The 17,052-nt window shown below is 54.3% G+C and carries 13 protein-coding genes; 5 read left to right on the top strand and 8 right to left on the bottom strand.

All coding sequences use genetic code 11. The features are described from left to right. The first annotated feature begins 92 nt into the window (after positions 1-92). The 3 genes from GQY55_RS06430 to GQY55_RS06420 all read left to right on the top strand — a co-directional run bounded on the left by GQY55_RS06430 (position 93) and on the right by GQY55_RS06420 (position 5,944). Positions 93-317, top strand: coding sequence for a hypothetical protein (locus tag GQY55_RS06430; protein WP_160039329.1), 225 nt, complete (start codon positions 93-95; stop codon positions 315-317). Positions 318-564: 247 nt separating this feature from the next. Further along, the gene (locus tag GQY55_RS06425) at positions 565-4,368 is read left to right on the top strand and encodes a copper amine oxidase N-terminal domain-containing protein (RefSeq protein WP_236575455.1); all 3,804 of its coding nucleotides are present in this window, start codon (positions 565-567) and stop codon (positions 4,366-4,368) included. Between the two features lie 370 nt (positions 4,369-4,738). Next, the gene (locus GQY55_RS06420; protein ID WP_236575475.1) at positions 4,739-5,944 is read left to right on the top strand and encodes a multidrug effflux MFS transporter; all 1,206 of its coding nucleotides are present in this window, start codon (positions 4,739-4,741) and stop codon (positions 5,942-5,944) included. A gap of 103 nt (positions 5,945-6,047) precedes the next feature. Here GQY55_RS06420 and GQY55_RS06415 read toward each other — a convergent pair whose 3' ends face one another. The 7 genes from GQY55_RS06415 to GQY55_RS31775 form a co-directional block, all read right to left on the bottom strand. Further along, complete coding sequence (locus GQY55_RS06415; RefSeq protein WP_160039325.1) at positions 6,048-7,373, bottom strand: 6-phospho-beta-glucosidase; 1,326 nt, start codon at positions 7,371-7,373, stop codon at positions 6,048-6,050. Between the two features lie 75 nt (positions 7,374-7,448). Then, entirely contained in the window at positions 7,449-8,471 is a 1,023-nt protein-coding gene (locus GQY55_RS06410; RefSeq protein ID WP_160039323.1) for an N-acetylglucosamine kinase, read from the bottom strand. A 12-nt stretch (positions 8,472-8,483) separates the two neighbouring features. Then, on the bottom strand, positions 8,484-9,482 hold the full coding sequence (locus tag GQY55_RS06405; RefSeq protein WP_160039321.1) for a LacI family DNA-binding transcriptional regulator: 999 nt from the start codon (positions 9,480-9,482) through the stop codon (positions 8,484-8,486). Between the two features lie 132 nt (positions 9,483-9,614). Further along, positions 9,615-11,009: an ABC transporter substrate-binding protein gene (locus GQY55_RS06400; RefSeq protein ID WP_160039319.1), complete on the bottom strand. Its 1,395-nt coding sequence runs from the start codon at positions 11,007-11,009 to the stop codon at positions 9,615-9,617. A gap of 56 nt (positions 11,010-11,065) precedes the next feature. Next, on the bottom strand, positions 11,066-11,950 hold the full coding sequence (locus tag GQY55_RS06395) for a carbohydrate ABC transporter permease (RefSeq protein WP_236575454.1): 885 nt from the start codon (positions 11,948-11,950) through the stop codon (positions 11,066-11,068). A gap of 1 nt (position 11,951) precedes the next feature. Continuing rightward, positions 11,952-12,806: a carbohydrate ABC transporter permease gene (locus GQY55_RS06390; protein ID WP_160039839.1), complete on the bottom strand. Its 855-nt coding sequence runs from the start codon at positions 12,804-12,806 to the stop codon at positions 11,952-11,954. 140 nt (positions 12,807-12,946) lie between these two features. Then, positions 12,947-13,078, bottom strand: coding sequence for a hypothetical protein (locus GQY55_RS31775; protein ID WP_268894993.1), 132 nt, complete (start codon positions 13,076-13,078; stop codon positions 12,947-12,949). A 170-nt stretch (positions 13,079-13,248) separates the two neighbouring features. Between GQY55_RS31775 and GQY55_RS06385 the strand changes: the two genes are divergently transcribed. Continuing rightward, positions 13,249-14,658, top strand: a complete 1,410-nt coding sequence (locus GQY55_RS06385; protein ID WP_160039315.1) for an MATE family efflux transporter — start codon at positions 13,249-13,251, stop codon at positions 14,656-14,658. 315 nt (positions 14,659-14,973) lie between these two features. Next, positions 14,974-15,687 carry a DsbA family oxidoreductase gene (locus GQY55_RS06380; protein WP_160039313.1) on the top strand — a complete coding sequence of 238 codons (714 nt, stop codon included), beginning with the start codon at positions 14,974-14,976 and terminating at the stop codon, positions 15,685-15,687. 100 nt (positions 15,688-15,787) lie between these two features. Here GQY55_RS06380 and GQY55_RS06375 read toward each other — a convergent pair whose 3' ends face one another. Beyond that, positions 15,788-16,843 carry a serine hydrolase domain-containing protein gene (locus tag GQY55_RS06375; RefSeq protein WP_160039311.1) on the bottom strand — a complete coding sequence of 352 codons (1,056 nt, stop codon included), beginning with the start codon at positions 16,841-16,843 and terminating at the stop codon, positions 15,788-15,790. Positions 16,844-17,052: the final 209 nt, after the last annotated feature.

Raw genomic sequence — 17,052 nt, 5'->3', positions numbered from 1 at the left:
ATTTCATGTTAATGAACCAATAGACAATATATACCATGTGGGTTATATTGAAACATATATTATGTTCTGCGCATGACGGGAGGCCATATGCTTTGGAGAAAAAAGTCACGGTTCTGATCAGCTTTATCATCGGATTTATGCTTATGCAGCTGTCATCGGAGGAGCCCTTGTCCCTTTTCAAATCCATTTTCGGGTCTGTGACCAAAATCGAGCCCTATCTCATTTACCTGCTGCAATTTGTCGGATTGATTCTGGTCATCTGGTCGATCCTTTTGACTTTCAACGAGCTGGTCAAGCTGCGTAAAAACAAGTCGTAAAAGCAAAAAGCCCTGCCCTGGCGCAGGGCTTTTCTACTTTATTATCAATATCGGGGCTCCCCGCAGAGTACCTGTACCAGCTTCGAAGCCGAGGCCCCACTTTGTGGGGTTATGTTACTGTTTTCTTCCGGGCAAGAGGATCGGACAGCCACACCGAAATTTTTTTCGGCGATGGAAAACATTTCAACCCGTTTTTCCGTCAAATAAGTGTAGCCGTTTTTTACACAAAACCAAGAGGAGGAGAACCGTGAAAAAGCTTTGGGTTATGCTCGTCGCTGTGCTGATGGTCGTTTCTCTGTCCCTGCCGACTGCACAGGTGCAGGCGGCGGCCAAACCGATCAGCGTATACGTCGACGGGGTGAAATTGAATCCGCTGCAGCCGCCCATGATGATCAAGGGCCGAACGATGCTGCCGATGCGGGCCATTTTCGAGGCGTTTGACGCCAAAATTTTATGGAATCAAAAAACAAGCACGGTCACGGCTTTACGTGACGACATCACGATTGTGCTGAAAATCGGCGCGAAAACAGCTACGGTGAATCAGCAAACCGTGGCACTGGACGTACCTGCGCAAAACTTGAAGGGAACGACCATGGTGCCGGTCCGTTTCGTCAGCGAGACGCTTGGCGCGGAGGTGCTCTGGAATCAGCAGACGCAAACCGTCAACATCATCACATCCGAAACGGCGGTGAACCCCGTTTCCTACGTGACTGCGCGCACGGTCGGCAAAAACGGGGACGGACGCGACTTGGAAGTGAGCTTCCCGAAAGTGCAGCGCGAGACGAACGTCAGCGAATACCGCGTCTTCATCGTCAAATCCTCCAACGCATACGGGTTTACGCTCTCCCAGGCGCTTTCCAACGGGTATTACTCGTCGGTGCGGCCGAACGGAAGCGATCAGGCGATCACGTTGTCCGCGCAATCGCGCGACGTCAACGGCGAGCTGCTGCGGGCCAACCAGCCTTACACCGCCTATGTGCTCACGGTAGCCAAAAAAGGCGCCAGCGCCTTGTCCGGCGTATCCCCTTCCGTAACCTTGTCGACGGCTTCGCCCGTAAATGCGGTTTCCGGCGTCAAAGCGTCGGATGTCAGCGATTACGGCGACGGACGGGATATCTCGGTGAGCTTTAGCCAACCGTCAAATACCGGCAACATTCAGAATTACCGAATCATGGTCGTAAAGACCAAGGATGCAAGCAGCTTCAGCCTGAATGCCGCGAATAACGTGGCAAGCGCAAATTACACGACGGTCAGCAAAACAAGTGCCGCCACGATTACGACGACTTTAAGTTCGGGCTCCAGGGATACTTCCGGCGAGTACATTAAAAATGGCGTTTCCTATACCGTTTTCGTGCTTTCCGTAGCAAACGGCAGCAATGCAACGAACCAGCTGTCCGCAGGTTCCGCGTCGTTCACGTTGGCCGCAAGCCCGATCTCGGCGCCGGTCATCACCAGCGTGGAAGACGTCAGCAATTACGGTGACGGCCGCGATTTGATGGTTCGGTTCAACCGTTCTTCCGATGAAGCGCGGGTCGGCAGTTATCGGATTTTTGTCGTAAAAGACAGCAAAGCCGGAAACTTCTCGCTGTCCGACGCAAAAAATCTGTCGAGCTCCTATTATACGGAAGTCGGCAAAACAGGTTATAACATCAGCAAGACCTTGTCCTATGGTGCAAGAGATGTAGACGGATCGTTGATCACCTCCGGCGTTGCCTACCGCGTGTTTGTGATGGCGGTGGGAACCGGCAGCTATTACGGCAACTACGCGCTTTCGTCGCCTTCGTATGCCGTCGTGCTGTACGGCAATAACGGCGGCGGTTCCGACGTCTACGCGCCATCGAACGTCAGCGTCAGCGACGTTTCCGATTACGGCGACGGCCGCGATTTGCGCGTATCGTTTACGCGGGCTTCGGATGAAAGCAGCATTTACGGCTACCGGATCATGGTCGTCAAAGCTGCCGATGCTTATTATTTCGGGTTGTCGGACGCGAATAAAGTCTCCAGCTCCAACTACACGTCCGTAAACAAAACGGGCTACAACATTACGAAGACCCTCGATTCAAATGCCAGAGACGTGGATGGGCAGTTGATCCGCAACGGCGTCAATTACCGCGTATTCGTGCTCTCGGTAGGGGCTTACGGAACGAATGCATTATCTTCGTATTCTCCGGCCATTACACTGGCGGGGAATTCGAGCGTGTCTCCGGCGACGAATGTATCCGTCAACGACGTGGCCGACTACGGCGACGGCCGCGATCTGCAGGTTTCGTTTACGCGGGCTGCGGACGAAGGCAACTTGAACGGTTACCGGATCCTGGTTGTGAAGTCTTCGGACGCCAATAATTTCAATTTGTCCAAAGCGAACTCCGTTTCCGGCTCGAATTACACGTCCGTCAACAGAACCGGATATAACATTACCCAAACGCTTCCTGCGGGGGCCAGGGACGTGGACGGACATACGATCCGCACCGGCGTCAGCTACCGCGTGTTTGTGCTCTCGGTAGGGGCCTACGGAACGAATGCGCTGTCCGCTTATTCCCCGGCCATCACCTTGACGGGGAACGCGAGCGTAACGCCGGCGACCAACGTAACGGTCAGCGACGTGGCCGATTACGGCGATGGCCGCGATCTGCAGGTTTCATTTACGCGGGCGAATGAAGAACAAAACATCAGGGAATACCGGATCCTGGTCGTAAAAGAATCGGATGCCGCCTACTTCAACCTGACGGATGCCTTGGCCGTATCCGGTCCAAATTATACGTCCGTCAACAAAACCGGCGGCAATATCACCCGAACGCTCGCCGCGGACTCGAAAGACGTCAACGGCCGGTTGATTCAGAGCGGCACCAAGTACAAAGTGTTTGTCCTGTCCGTAGGGTCGGCGGATGCCAATCATGCATTGTCCGCTCCTTCCCAGGCGATCAGCTTGTCGCAAACCTTTACCGTGGGACCGGCCAAAAACGTGGCCGCAAAAGATATCGGGGACGCGGGCAACGGCCGCGATTTGCAGGTGACCTTTACCCGGCCGGATAACGACAATGACGTGGCCCAGTACCGGATCATTGCCGTGAAATTCACGCAGACGGGCAGCTTTAACGAAAAAATCGCAGCAAATCTGAGCTATTTCAAAGCTGTCGAAAACAGCAATAAAGGAAGTTACGAGGTCGCCTTGGACGACAATGCCAGGGATTCCGACGGCGATTTGATCCGTAACGGAATCTCCTACAGAATTTATGTCCTTTCCGTCGGAAATCACAACAGCTACGCGCTGTCGACCGCTTCCGAAGCGGTCACGCTCGATACGCAGCTTCCGGCTTCACCGGTAAAAGACCTGAGAGCGAACGACGCCGGAGACGAGCATAACGGAAAAGATATGAAAATCTCGTTTACCCGTGCCGATAACGAAGCGAATATCAAAGAGTACCGGATTTTCATCGTACCCGGGTCGAAAGACCTCAACCTTGAAAGCGCGTTGGCGTCGGATCAATTTACAAGAGCTCAGGTGGGAAGTGATTTTAACAAGGCGATGAGCGGCTCGACGAAAGATACGGACAATAATGCTTTGGCCGAAGAAACTCCTTACAAGGTATACGTCCTGTCCGTGGCCAAATCAGGGAACAGCGTCTTGTCGGAACCTGCGGCGGTCGTGCTGAGGGATACAACGTCCGTTCCGGCGAATATTACGGCCGTCTGGAACAATGGCTCGATTGACGTGACTTTTAAGAAGCCGGCCGATGACAGTCAGGTTCAAAAATACGCCGTCATGCTTGTGCCGGCAGCGTCAAAAGGTTTTGACCTGAAAACCGCTGCAAACAAGAGCGGCTCCGATTCGAACGTTAAGATCGTAAACCTCGACGAGGCTTACGCAGTCACCTTTAAGGCGGAAGACAACGATATTGCGGGAAACAAAATCAGCGACAAAACTTCCTACAATATCTACATTCTTAGCATAGGAGAAAAGAAGAATGTGTTGTCTGACCCGATTCCGGTCACGACCGCGAAAACCGATTCAAAAGCTGCGACGCAAGGGAAAAAACAGCTCAAGCCTTAAGCAGGCATAAAGACGCCGGATCCATCGGATCCGGCGTCTTTATTTTTTGATGAGACGACATAGACCATCCCTAGTAAATTGTCTGTTATGCTGTCTGCTCGGTCGGGATGGTTAACGTAGTTCCGCGGCCGTATTTAATTTTTGGGTTCTTTTTTGGGAGGCGGATGAGCTACAATAGAATGACGTTAACATGGGAGTGAGGGCGCTTCGTCTTCCGCATTACGGAGAAAGCGCCGGCCACCGTCCTATGCTGTATCAGGGGTAAAGGGGGAAACCGTAACATCTTATGAGTAAATCATTATCAACGATCCCGGGCCAAGACGGTCATGGAGAATCGCAGCCTGCCCGTCCGGGCGCAAGCAGGCTTTGGATGATAATCGTTCTGGGGGCGTTATCCGCTTTTGGACCGTTTTCGCTGGACATGTATTTGCCTTCGCTGCCGCTTTTGGCCGATACGATGCATACCACGACATCGCTGACGCAGCTCAGCTTGACGTCGTGCCTGATCGGGCTGTCGGTCGGGCAGCTGTTCGCCGGGCCGCTGAGCGACGTGCGCGGGCGGCGGCTGCCGCTGTTGATCGGGATGGTCGTGTACGGCTTGTCCTCCTTGTTATGCGCGTTCAGCACGTCCATCGAGATGCTGATTGCACTGCGTTTTATTCAGGGGATCGCCGGGTCGGCGGGAATCGTCATTTCGCGGGCGATCGTGAGGGACATGTATTCCGGCTCCGAATTAACGAAGTTTTTCTCCATGCTGATGCTGGTGAACGGCGCGGCGCCGATTTTGTCCCCGATCGTGGGAGGCCAGCTGCTTCAGGTTACTTCCTGGCGCGGCGTATTTATCGTGCTGGCGGCGATCGGCATCGTCATGCTGCTCGCGGTATTATTCGGGCTGCCGGAGACGCTTGCCGCTAGCAGACGGTCCAAAGGCGGCACCGTCAATACGCTTAAAACCTTTGGCGTGCTGCTGAAGGACCGCAAATTTATGGGGCTTGCATTAAGCTCCGGTTTTATTTCGGCCGCCATGTTTGCCTATATCTCCGGATCGCCGTTTGTGCTTCAAAATATTTACGGGGTCAGCCCGCAGGTTTTCAGCCTCATTTTTGCCATGAACGGCGTCGGCATCATTATCGCCGGGCAAATTACGGGAAGATTGGCCGGAAAGATCAGCGAGAAAAAGCTGCTGGTGACCGGGATTACCCTGGCCACCATCGGAGGGATGACCCTGTTGATGATGCTGGCCGTCAAAGCCCCGATCGCCGCGGTTTTGCCGCCGCTATTTATCGTCGTTTCATGCGTCGGCATTGTGGGCACGGCCGGATCGTCGCTGGCTTTGCAGGATTACGGCCACGCGGCGGGCAGCGCCTCGGCGCTGTTAGGGCTTCTGTCGTACATTTTCGGAGGGGTCGTCAGCCCCTTGGTCGGTCTGGGCGGCAGCGCGTCGGCTCTGCCGATGGGCTTCGTCATCGCCGGGGCGGATGTGTGTTCCGTCTTGTGTTACCTGCTGCTTGTCCGCGGCTCGATTCAGCGGACGAAAGCAGCAGAGGTTTCGAACATGCATAACAAGGGGATGTAATCAAAAAGAGACTGCCGCGGCAGTCTCTTTTTGTTGCTCCGGATGGAAGAATGGACCGATCTTTTAACTCCGGAGGTGCTCATGCAATCAGATATTTAGATGTTTAAACAGGAGCCTCCGAGGCTTTGAAAAACTGCGGCAAATATTCCTTGTTCGCTTCCAGCATTTCGTCCAGCATCTTGATGGCGACTTCCACCGAAGGCACCAGCGGATGATGGGCCAGCGCCTGGATGGCCAAGCCGCGGTCGCCCGTTACGGCCGCGTCGATGGCCAGGCGTTCGTACGTTTTGACCGCATGGATCAAACCGACGGCCATCGGCGGGATTTTGGTCAACGGCAGCGGCAGCGGGCCGTTTTTGGTAACGACGCAGTTTACTTCGATGCTGGCATCGTCCGGCAGGAAGCCGATGATGCCTTGATTGGCGACGTTCAGCGTTTGGATGTCGTTTTTGCCGTTGTATAACGAGCACATCAGGTTGACGGCCGCTTCGGAATAAAACGCCCCGCCGCGCTGTTCCAGCTGCTTCGGCTTCTCTTTCAGCTCCGGATCGTTGTAAAGCTCGAACAGCTCTTCTTCGACGCGTTTTACGACCTCGGCACGATTTTCGCCTTTTTGAAGGGATTCCAGCTGCTCTTCAAGCATGGCGTCGGTCATGTAGAAATATTTCAAGTAATAGGAAGGCAGGGCGCGCAAAGATTGCAGGAATTCGGGATTCCATTCCCTCGCGGGAACGTTATTGGCGCTGTAGCCGGCCGTATCGGCCAGCAGCTCATCGAGCTTGTCTTCGCCGTTCACGTCGACGCGCGAAACCCAGTGAAGATGATTCAGACCGACGAATTCGGCATAAACCCGATCCGTTGCGACGCCGTATTTGGCTGCGGTCCGCTTGATCAGCCCGATCGGCGCATTGCACAAACCGACGCTGCGCACGTTCGTGTATTTCAGGATGGCTTCCGTCACCATGCCGGCCGGGTTCGTAAAGTTCAGCAGCCAGGCATTCGGAGCCAGCTCCTCGATGTCGCGGCATATGTCGAGCAGGACCGGAATCGTCCGCAGCGCCTTCATCATGCCTCCGGGACCGGTCGTTTCCTGGCCGATCACTCCGTATTTGAGCGGGATGGACTCGTCGCGGCCGCGCGCCTCGAGCATGCCCACGCGCATTTGGGTGCTGACGAAGTCCGCTCCGGAAATCGCCTCGCGGCGGTCCAACGTCAAGTGCACTTCGATCGGAAGGCCGGATTTCTCGACCATGCGTTTCGCCAGGTTGCCGACGATGTTCAGCTTCCGCTGTCCCGGCTCGATATCCACGAGCCATAATTCGCGTACGGGAAGCTCGTCGTAGTGCTGGATGAAACCTTCGACAAGCTCCGGGGTATAAGAAGATCCGCCGCCGATGACGGCAATTTTCAGTCCTTGTTCAGTGGCCATATCTGCACGCTCCTTTTTATGAATGAAATAAATGCCGATTTGAATTCGCAGTTCGGCACAAAATGAACGCCAAATCTATAGTTTTGCCCGGGTCTGGTTATCCGACGATCTTGTCGTTAACGGGATATGCTCAAAATCGCGAAAGGTCCGCATTTGTTCATAAGCTTCCCGGTTAACCGCCAGTCCGTCCGCCTCCATGGCCGACCATACCGCTCCGACGACAGGCTCCGTGGACAACGTGACGACCGTCGCGTTCGGAGCGGCGGCGGCTACGGCCTGCTCGATTTTGCCTCTTATCCAGCCGCGGTCACCCCTTGTTAGCAGACTTCCGGCCAGAACGACGTCAAACACGTCGTTTTCCATTCCCAGTCTGCGGATCACCGCCGCGGCGGATTTGCCGAGCTCAATCCCTTGACGGGACAAAATCTCCAAGGCCACGGCGTCGTTGTCCGCCGCGGCTTCGAACAGCAGCTTGGCTGCATGGACCGGCACGTGTTTCCCGTGATCCTGAAAATCATCGAACATATCGCCGACGCTGTCATATCCCAGGAAGCCCAGCAGCAGCGGGGTCAATTTCGTCGGCTGCTCGCGGCCGTCCCAAGCACGGATCACCGAACGGAACACTTCGATGTTCAGCGAGCCGCCGCCGCCGAAATCGCCGTACATATAGTCGAAGCCTCCGACTTGGACATGCTCGCCCGCCGGGTTTCGCCCCGCGGCATTGGTTCCGGTGCCGCAGATCAGCGCAACGCCGTAAGGGCGGTTGGTGCCGGCCCGGAGGCCGATCATCGTATCGCAATTAATGGAATAGTTCCGGGTAAAGCCGATTTCCTGAACCAGCGGGTGCAAAATCCGGTAATCCGGTTCGCGGTCCGCCCCTGCAAGCCCGAAGTAGGCGTGAGCCAGCTGCCGCACCTCCAGGCCGGCTTCGCCGAGCGCGCTTTCGGCGGCTTCGCGGATGCTCTGCGCGGCAAGGCCGCGGTCAATCTGATGATTGCCGTTGCCGCCGACGCCTTTGCCCAGCACGTTGCCGCGGTCATCGGTCAGCAGGGCGTATGTTTTGGTGCCTCCCCCATCGATTCCCAAGTAGTAAGCCAATGGTCGTCACTCCTATTGATTTGTCGTTGCGGCGGTTGATTCCCTGATAATGAGTTCGGGATTGATTTTGACGCTCGACCCGCGTTTCATCGTGCCGTCCATCCGCTTGAGCAGCATATCCGCGGCGGCCAGGCCGATCCGGTCGGCAGGCTGGCGGACGGTCGTTAAATGCGGATGAAGCTGCGAGGAGATTTGCTGGTCGTCATAACCGACGACGGCCACCTGGTCGGGCACGCGGATGCCTTCCTCCATCAAGGCGTTGACGACGCCCAGCGCAATATTGTCGTCGCCGGCAAAAACGGCGGAAGGAAGCGTTCCTTCGCGGATCCATCTGCGGCACGTCTCGTAACCAAAAGCGATTTCGAATTCGCCCGTTACCATCTCGAACGGGGCGAGCCCTTTCTCTTCAAGCGCCTGCAGGAAACCGCTCCGGCGTTCTTTCGTACTGCGGAACATCTCTTGTCCGCTAAGATGGGCGATCCGGGTATGCCCGAGATCGATCAGATGTTTGGCAGCGTCGTATCCGCCTTTATAGTTGTCGATCGTTACGGAAAACGCATCGTTTTCGGGCTTTTGGTTGTCGATCAGCACGTAAGGAATGTTGCGGCGCTTCAGCTCCACGATGTAGTTGTCCTCTTCCATCGGCGACAGCAGGATCAGGCCGTCGACGCGGTCCTCCTGAATCAGATAATGATGTTCGTCGGAGTCGATTCCCGTTGAGACCGACACCGCAAGGAAATAACCGTGCAGCGCAAGCACCTCGTTCAGCTCCTTGACGACGGCGTCGAAGAAGGAGTCCTGGAGCGTGGTGACGATCAGGCCGACGATGCCCGTTTTGCCGCGGGCAAGGCTGCGCGCTGCGGCGTTCGGGCGATAGTCAAGCTCCTTGATCGCGTCAAGCACCTTTTGCCTGTTTTTCTCGCGCACCGATTCGGCGCCGTTTAATACCCTGGATACCGTCACAACCGACAATCCTGATTTTTTGGCAACATCAAATATACTAACCTTCATCGTTTTTATTCTCCTTGCGGCAGATTTTCCGTACATTTTATATCAGCTTAACATTAGTATACATGGACGAAAGGCCGCCGCGAAGCGAAATTAACAGATGCACCGTCCCGGTTTCGGGACGGCACGCCTTATTTATTTGCGTTTGATGATTTCCGTCACTTTTTTCTGTACCGTCGGCATGACTTCTTCCACGGTTTTGTGCCCGGTGTCGAGCGGCTGCATCTCGTTGATGAACATGTCGTTGATTTGCGAATAGTTGGTGATCAGATGGTTGTAGGATTCAAAGCCGTATTTCACCGCGCCTTCGTACACCTTTTTCACGTCTGCCGGGTCGACGCCGTCAAAATGCTTGTAATACGTTTCGGCCGCTTTCGTATTGACCGGCGGGTTGCCTCCGCTGAGGTCGATGGATTTTTCCTGGACTTCGTCGCTGACCAAATATTTGATCCATTCAAAAGCTTCCTTCGGATGTTTGGACCCTTTCAGAATAAACAACGGATCGACGAACAGGACGCTGCGCACTTTGTCGTTGCCGCCCGCCGGCACGGCCGCTACGCCGACCTTGAACGGGAAGTCGTTTGCGCCTGCCAGGTTCCACGAACCGCCGATGCTCATTCCAAGCTTGCCGGTGACGAACGCATCGCCGTTTTGGCCGGCTACGCTTTTGCTCCATTCGGTTGTCGGGGAAACCTTGTCTTTGAAAATCAAATCGTACAGCTTTTTGTAAGCCGCGATGACATCCGGAGAGTCAAAGCGGGTTTCGGACGGCACGCCGCCGTTGGTCCAGGTATCCTGGGAGTAAGGCTCCACGCCGAAATACAGCGGGCGCATGTCGCGTTCGGACCAGGTGAAGTCGACGCCGTATTGCGTTTTGGCGATATCGTCGGAGACGTGGGTCAATTTTTTCGCGTCTTCGACCATTTTGTCGAACGTCCAGCTTTTGTCTTCGTAATCGCTTGGCGGATAAGGCAGATTGGCTGCATCGAACATATCCTTGTTGTACAGCATCAGCGTGACGTACATGTTGACCGGAATGCCGTACACGTGGTCCTTAATGGTATAAATTTTCATGAGGTCTTCCGGAATGCTGTAGTCCGATGCTTTGAACCCGTCTTCTTTGATGATGTCGTTCAGGTCGAGCAGCATGTCTTTGTTGTAATATTCCGCGAAGCCGCCGTAGCCGTAATGGCTCGTCACGTCGGGCGATTTGCCGCCGGCGATCATCGTCTGCAGCTTGCTGTCGAACTGCTCGTAAGGGGCCTTTTCCACTCTGACCTTGATGTTCGGATGTTTGGCTTCAAAGTCCGGAATGAGCTTTTCGATAAATGTACGGTCTTCCGAATCGATGGTGTAATGCGTAATGGTCACCTGCTCGCCGGAAGAAGCGTTTTTGCCGGTATCCCCATCGCCCGCGGGAGCGACGTCGACCGCCGATTTGCCGCCGCCGCATCCGGACAACATGAGTGCGAGAAGCGTGGTGCTCGCCAGCAGCAGCGTAAACGTCTTTTTAATCCTTTTCCTTTTCATGAACGGTATCCCCCATCTTATTCAAGAGTCGTTGCCGCCTCCTGGCGGCGGGGCCTTTACTTGATGCCTGTGAGCACGATTCCTTCGACGAACCGCTTTTGGGCTACCGCAAACAGGGTGACGATCGGCAGCATGGCCAGCACGGAGGCGACCATCAGCAGATGCCAAGGCGGAATGCGGAAACGGGACGAGGTAAAGGAAGACATGCCGACCGGAAGCGTGAATTTATCCGATGAGCTTAAGTAGAGCACGGGCGTCAAAAGGTCGTTCCAGCTGTAAATGAAGGCAAAAATGGCGACGGTCGCAAGCGCCGGTCCCGAAAGCGGAAGGGCGATTTGCCGCCACATGCGCAGCTCGCCGCAGCCGTCGATGCGCCCCGCGTCGAACAGCTCCTCCGGCAGCGTCGAAAAAAACTGCCTCAGCAAAAAGATGTTGTACGCCGATCCGAAAAACGCGGGCACGACGAGCGGCAAAAACGTATCCAGCCAGTTCAGCTTGGAAAAGAGAATGAATTGCGGGATCATGATCGCCGGATAAGGGAGCATCATCGTGCTGAGCATCAGCATGAACCACAGGTTTTTGCCTTTGCCCCGGTATCTCGAAAAACCGTACGCCGCCAGAGCCGACGAAAGCAGCGTGCCGAAGACGGTCAAAACGCCGATGATCAAGCTGTTCATGTACATCTGGCCGAAGTTCAGCGTTTCGAAAATTTCCTTATAGTTGCTCCACTGCCACGACTCCGGCAAAAAGGACGGAGGAAACTTCAGCAGCTCCTTTTTCGATTTGAGCGAGGTGGAGACCATAAAGAACAGCGGCAACAACATCAGAAAGGTGGTGACGAGCAGGGCGATAAAGCTGGCGATGCGGACCCCGTCGATTTTGCGCCGGGTTCGGGTCCGGGATGACGCCCTTTGCGGGCCTGCAGCCGGGATCGTACTCATTCTAGCGTCCGCCTCCTTCATAGTGGACATATCGGTTCGAAAATTTCATGATCAGGGCCGTAAACACCATGACGACGACCAGCAGCACCCATGCCAGCGCGGAAGAGTATCCGGCCCGGTATTCCTTGAAGGCGCTGGTGTACAGGTTATACACATAGAACCAGGTCGAATAGTTCGGTCCCCCTTGGGTCATGACATACGCTTGGGTAAACACCTGGAAGGAGTCGATGATCCCCATGATGAGCTGGAACAGAAGCACCGGCGAAATCATCGGAAGCGTCACGTTCAGGAAAATCCGGAAGCGTCCCGCGCCGTCAAGCTTGGCGGCTTCGACCAGGCTTGCGGGCACGCCCTGCAGTCCTGCGAGGAACAAAATCATGCCGGAGCCCGCCGTCCAGAAGGACATGATCATCAGCGCGTACAGCGCGTAGTCCGGACTCATGAGCCACGCCGGGCCCTTGATGCCGAACCAGGACAGCACGTAGTTGAACAGCCCGATCGAAGGATTGAAAATCCAGTACCACAGGAGCGACATCGCCACGCCGGAAACCATGCTCGGAAAATACATGGCGGTGCGGAAAAAGCCGCGGAACGGTATTTTCTGGTTGAGCAGGAGCGCAAAGCCGAGCGCCAAAAGCAGCTGGATCGGCACGCTGATGAACGTATACCGCACCGTCACCACAACCGACTTCCAAAACAGGTCGTTATGCAGCATCTCGGCGTAATTGGCGAGTCCGACAAATTTCGGCGGGTGAATGATGTCATAGTCCGTGAAGCTGTAATAAAGCGATGACAAAATCGGATACAAGGCGAATACCAGAAATCCGATCAGCCATGGAGAGATGAAAAGGTACATGTACAAGGTCTGCCGCCGGCTTTCGCGGTGAGTCACGGAAACACCAACCTTTCTTTTATTCTTAAAATTATAACGCTTTAACTTTCGGGATAAAATTCACTATATTATGTTTGTTTTTAGAGGGTTATGACATCCAAAAGTTAAAGTGCTTTAATTTTTGAGTCCGGCCTGATGACATAATCATAGAGGATGATTTTCCAATTATCAACACTTTTTTTGCCGCCTTTGTAAGCGCTGCCGTTGGCGTCTGCGGCCAAGCCTTGCCCGACCATGCGGAAAAGGCCGATGCGGCGCGGGTTTTCATGATTTTTCCAGGCAACCGTTTTCTTAAAAATTGTTAAAATGAAATTTACATGAAAGGAATGTAATCTTATGAAAAGTGTGCTAACATACCATTGTTTTAATTTATTTTACTATTAGGAAGCAAGGTGATTTCTGACTCATGACCGCGCATTCGAAGGAATTATCAGAAGCGTCAGAATCCAAACGTCTCAGCCTTGTGCGTTTAACCTGGCCCATCTTTTTGGAATTGTTTCTGTTTATGCTGATGGGCACCGTGGATACGTTTATGCTCAGTTCGGTGTCGGACGACGCCGTATCCGGGGTAGGGGCCGCCAACCAAATCATGTCGATCGCCATTCTCGTCCTCGAAGTCATCGGAACCGGGGCCTCCATCGTCGTCGCCCAATATTTGGGGTCGAGGAAAAAGCTTGAAGCCGCCCAGGTTACCGGTAACGCGCTGACGTTGAACCTCGCTGTCGGGCTTATCCTGAGCGTCGTGTTTATTGCGTTCGGGGGGGTCATGCTGAAGCTGCTCCACGTTCAAGGGGATATTTTTGAATATGCGCACTCGTATATGAAAATCGTCGGGGGCGGGATATTCCTGCAGGCGCTCATCAACGCGCTCGCCGCTACGATTCGTACGCACGGTTTTACGAAAGAAACGATGGTCGTTTCGTTTTTGATGAACCTTATCCATGTCGGAGGAAACTACGTGCTGATTTTCGGACATTTCGGTTTTCCCGCGTTGGGCGTGGAAGGTGCCGCCATATCGACGGTTTTCAGCCGGTTCATTTGTTTCGGCATGTTTTTGTGGCTGCTGTACCGGATTATGGAGGTGCGGGTCGAGTGGAGATTTTACGTTCGTTTATCCAAGGACTACGTCCGCAAAATTCTCGGCATCGGCATTCCGTCTGCGTTTGAAAGCATTGTTTATCAGAGCTGCCAGCTCGTGTTTACGATGTATGCGACTTATCTGGGCGCCGAAGCGATGGCCACGCGCCAGTACGCCAACAATATTTCGATGTATATTTATTTGTTCAGCATGGCGATCGGCATGGGGACGGCGATCATCGTCGGCCATTACGTCGGCTCGCGCCGCAACCAGGACGCCTATACACGGGTGTTTCAAAGCGTGAAATGGGCTCTGGCCGCGACCGTCGTCATCGACCTGATCGTCATTGCGTTCCGTACTCCGCTCATGGGCCTGTTTACCGACAACCTGGCGATTATTCGCATGGGAGCGCAGGTCATTCTGCTCAGCATCTTGCTGGAAACGGGGCGGACGGTGAACATCGTCATCATCAACTCGCTACGCGCCTCCGGCGATGCCCGTTTCCCGGTGTACATGGGGCTTATTTCCATGGTCTGCATGTCGCTGCCGCTCGGGTATTTCCTGGTGTTCCGCCTTCATCTCGGTTTGGCCGGCGTATGGCTGGCGATCGCGGCGGATGAATGGACGCGCGCCGTCATCATGTATTTCCGCTGGAAAAGCCGGGCTTGGGAGCGGCATGCGCTTGTTGCGCCTACGGAGCCGGAACCGGTGCCTGAAGCGGCGGCGACAACCGGTTAACAGGCCGCGATATAAGTGGCGTCATAAATTGCGATATAAGAAAAGAAGGCGCTGTCTGGTGGGCAGTTCCCAAGTTGCATAAACCGGTCGGCCATTATATAATGTAAATACAATAGTTACAGTTAGTCGGCGGGGAAATCCGCCTTTCTTTTTGGGTTGTACTGTGCATAAAAAAGTATCAGTTATATAGAATGAATTAAAGTTTTTACTTGTCATTTCTTGATCCACAGGGAATATCCGTTTCAAAGATGTGACTTACTTTAATTCAATCTATATAGTCAAATCTAAGTTTACCATTTCGAGGAGGATGACGACATGAAAGTTGAAGTATGGTCCGATTTTGCGTGCCCGTTCTGCTATATCGGGAAACGGCGTTTCGAAGCGGCATTGGAAGGTTTTGAGCATAAAGACGAAGTGGAAGTGGTGTTCCGCAGCTTCGAGCTTGACCCTAACGCGCCGCGTGTTAACGATAAAGACATGCACGCGATTTTGGCGTCGAAGTACGGCATGAGTTATGAACGCGCCAAAGAGATGAACGACAATATGACCGAGCAGGCGAAAACGGTAGGGCTGACGTACCGCTTCGATACGATGAAGCCGACGAATATGCTGGACGCGCACCGCTTGACGCATTGGGCAGGCGAATTCGGCAAACGTTACGAGATGACGGAGCGCCTGTTTAAAGCCTATTTCACGGATTCGGAACTTTTGGGCGACCGTGCGGTTCTGGCGCGCCTGGCCGGGGAAATCGGGCTCGATGCGAAGGCCGCGGCCGACGTGCTCGAAAGCGACGCCTATCAAGCCGATGTCCGCGAGGATGAAGGCCAGGCGTCGAAGCTTGGCATCTCCGGCGTGCCGTTTTTCGTCGTGAACCAAAAATACGGCATTTCCGGCGCCCAGCCGGAGGAAGTGTTCACGAACGCGCTGAACGAAATTTGGAAAGAAGACCACCCGCTGAAAATGGTAGGCGGTTCGGACGATCTGGCGTGCAAGGACGGTTCCTGCGCGCTGCCGGCGGACAAAAAGTAATACCGACTTGAACGGCAAAAAGGAAGCTTCCTTCCTGGCGCTTCATCGCGAAGCGGCAGGAAGGGCTTCCTTTTTTGTATGCAAACGACAAAACAGACTTTTAATCAATCGTCTTGGTCATCACCTTGAGCAGCTCGAAGCCGATGTCTTCGACATGGCTTTTTTGGGGGCGGAGAATGGAAAAAGGCCTGAGCGCAAAGCTGCCGTTGTTCGCCAGAACGATCACCGCCATATTTTTCTCCTTGTGAAAACCGATAAAGCCGCTCGATCCGAAGGTCCCGCCGTTGTGCCAGTGCACCTTGTCGTGATAGACGCCGGTCCGGATCATCCATCCCATGCCCGCTTCGTCGCTGCGGCGGAGACGATGTCTGGGCCGATGGGTTTCCTTCATGGCGGCGGTGACGGGTGCGGCCCCCATGCCGACGTTGGCCTTGGCGAACTGCAGCAAATCCCGGGCCGTGGTCCGCAGCCCGCCGGCTCCCTCCAGCACGCCGTGGTCCCAATGGGGGACGGGCTTGCCGTTGGCCGTATAAACGGGCAGGAATCTCTGCTGCTGGTCGGGACGCAGACGGAACGCGGTATCCTCCATAAACAGAGGGCCGCAGATTTCCTCGCGTACAAGCTCCTCCAGGCTCCGGCCCGTACAGCGGGCCAAAATGTACCCGAGAAGCCCGGCGCCCAGATTGGAATATTCGAAATGCCCCGGCGCCTGCGGTTTGCAGGTCAGCAAATCCTTTAGCAGATGCTCTTCGTCGTAATGCTGGTAAGGGTTCAGTTTGTCCGTCTTTACGTACTTTAAGCCCGCGGGCAGCCGGGGGAGCCCGGAAGTGTGTGTTCCCAGCTGTTCAAGGGTAATCCGGCAGACCTCGGGGTTCGGCTCGCATTCAGGTATGTATTTTCCGACGGTGTCCGTTAATTTTAGCTTGCCTTGCCGTTCGAGAATAAACAGCAGCGTGTTCGTAAAAGCCTTGGTAATGGATGCGGCCTCGTATATGGCGGAAGCATAATCGAAGCCATGGGGCCCCCCTTGCCCAAAGCAATATTGGTTTCCATGTTCCAGAATGCCGATCGTGACGGTTAACGGGGATTTTCGGCCGAAATGTTTTCGGACCAGCTCCTCGGCCAGACTCGCGATTGGATGGTCGGTTGTGATCATCGGTTGGCACCTCCATATGAATATAGACGCTGATTTTGCCGGATAGTTGCCAGCAAAATGGACATTTGACGCTTGAAAATCTTGCAAACACAAAAGGTGAAAATCCGACAAATTCCTCCCATATTCTGAAAAAAACCGAAAAACATTCAAAAAACCTAACATTCGACGCCCGCGCGGCCGATATGTGAGGTATGATGTGCTTATATCAA

Source organism: Paenibacillus sp. USDA918EY (genome assembly GCF_009870825.1).
Lineage (GTDB): Bacteria > Bacillota > Bacilli > Paenibacillales > Paenibacillaceae > Paenibacillus_AQ > Paenibacillus_AQ albilobatus.
This window is presented reverse-complemented; position numbering and strand designations above follow the sequence as displayed.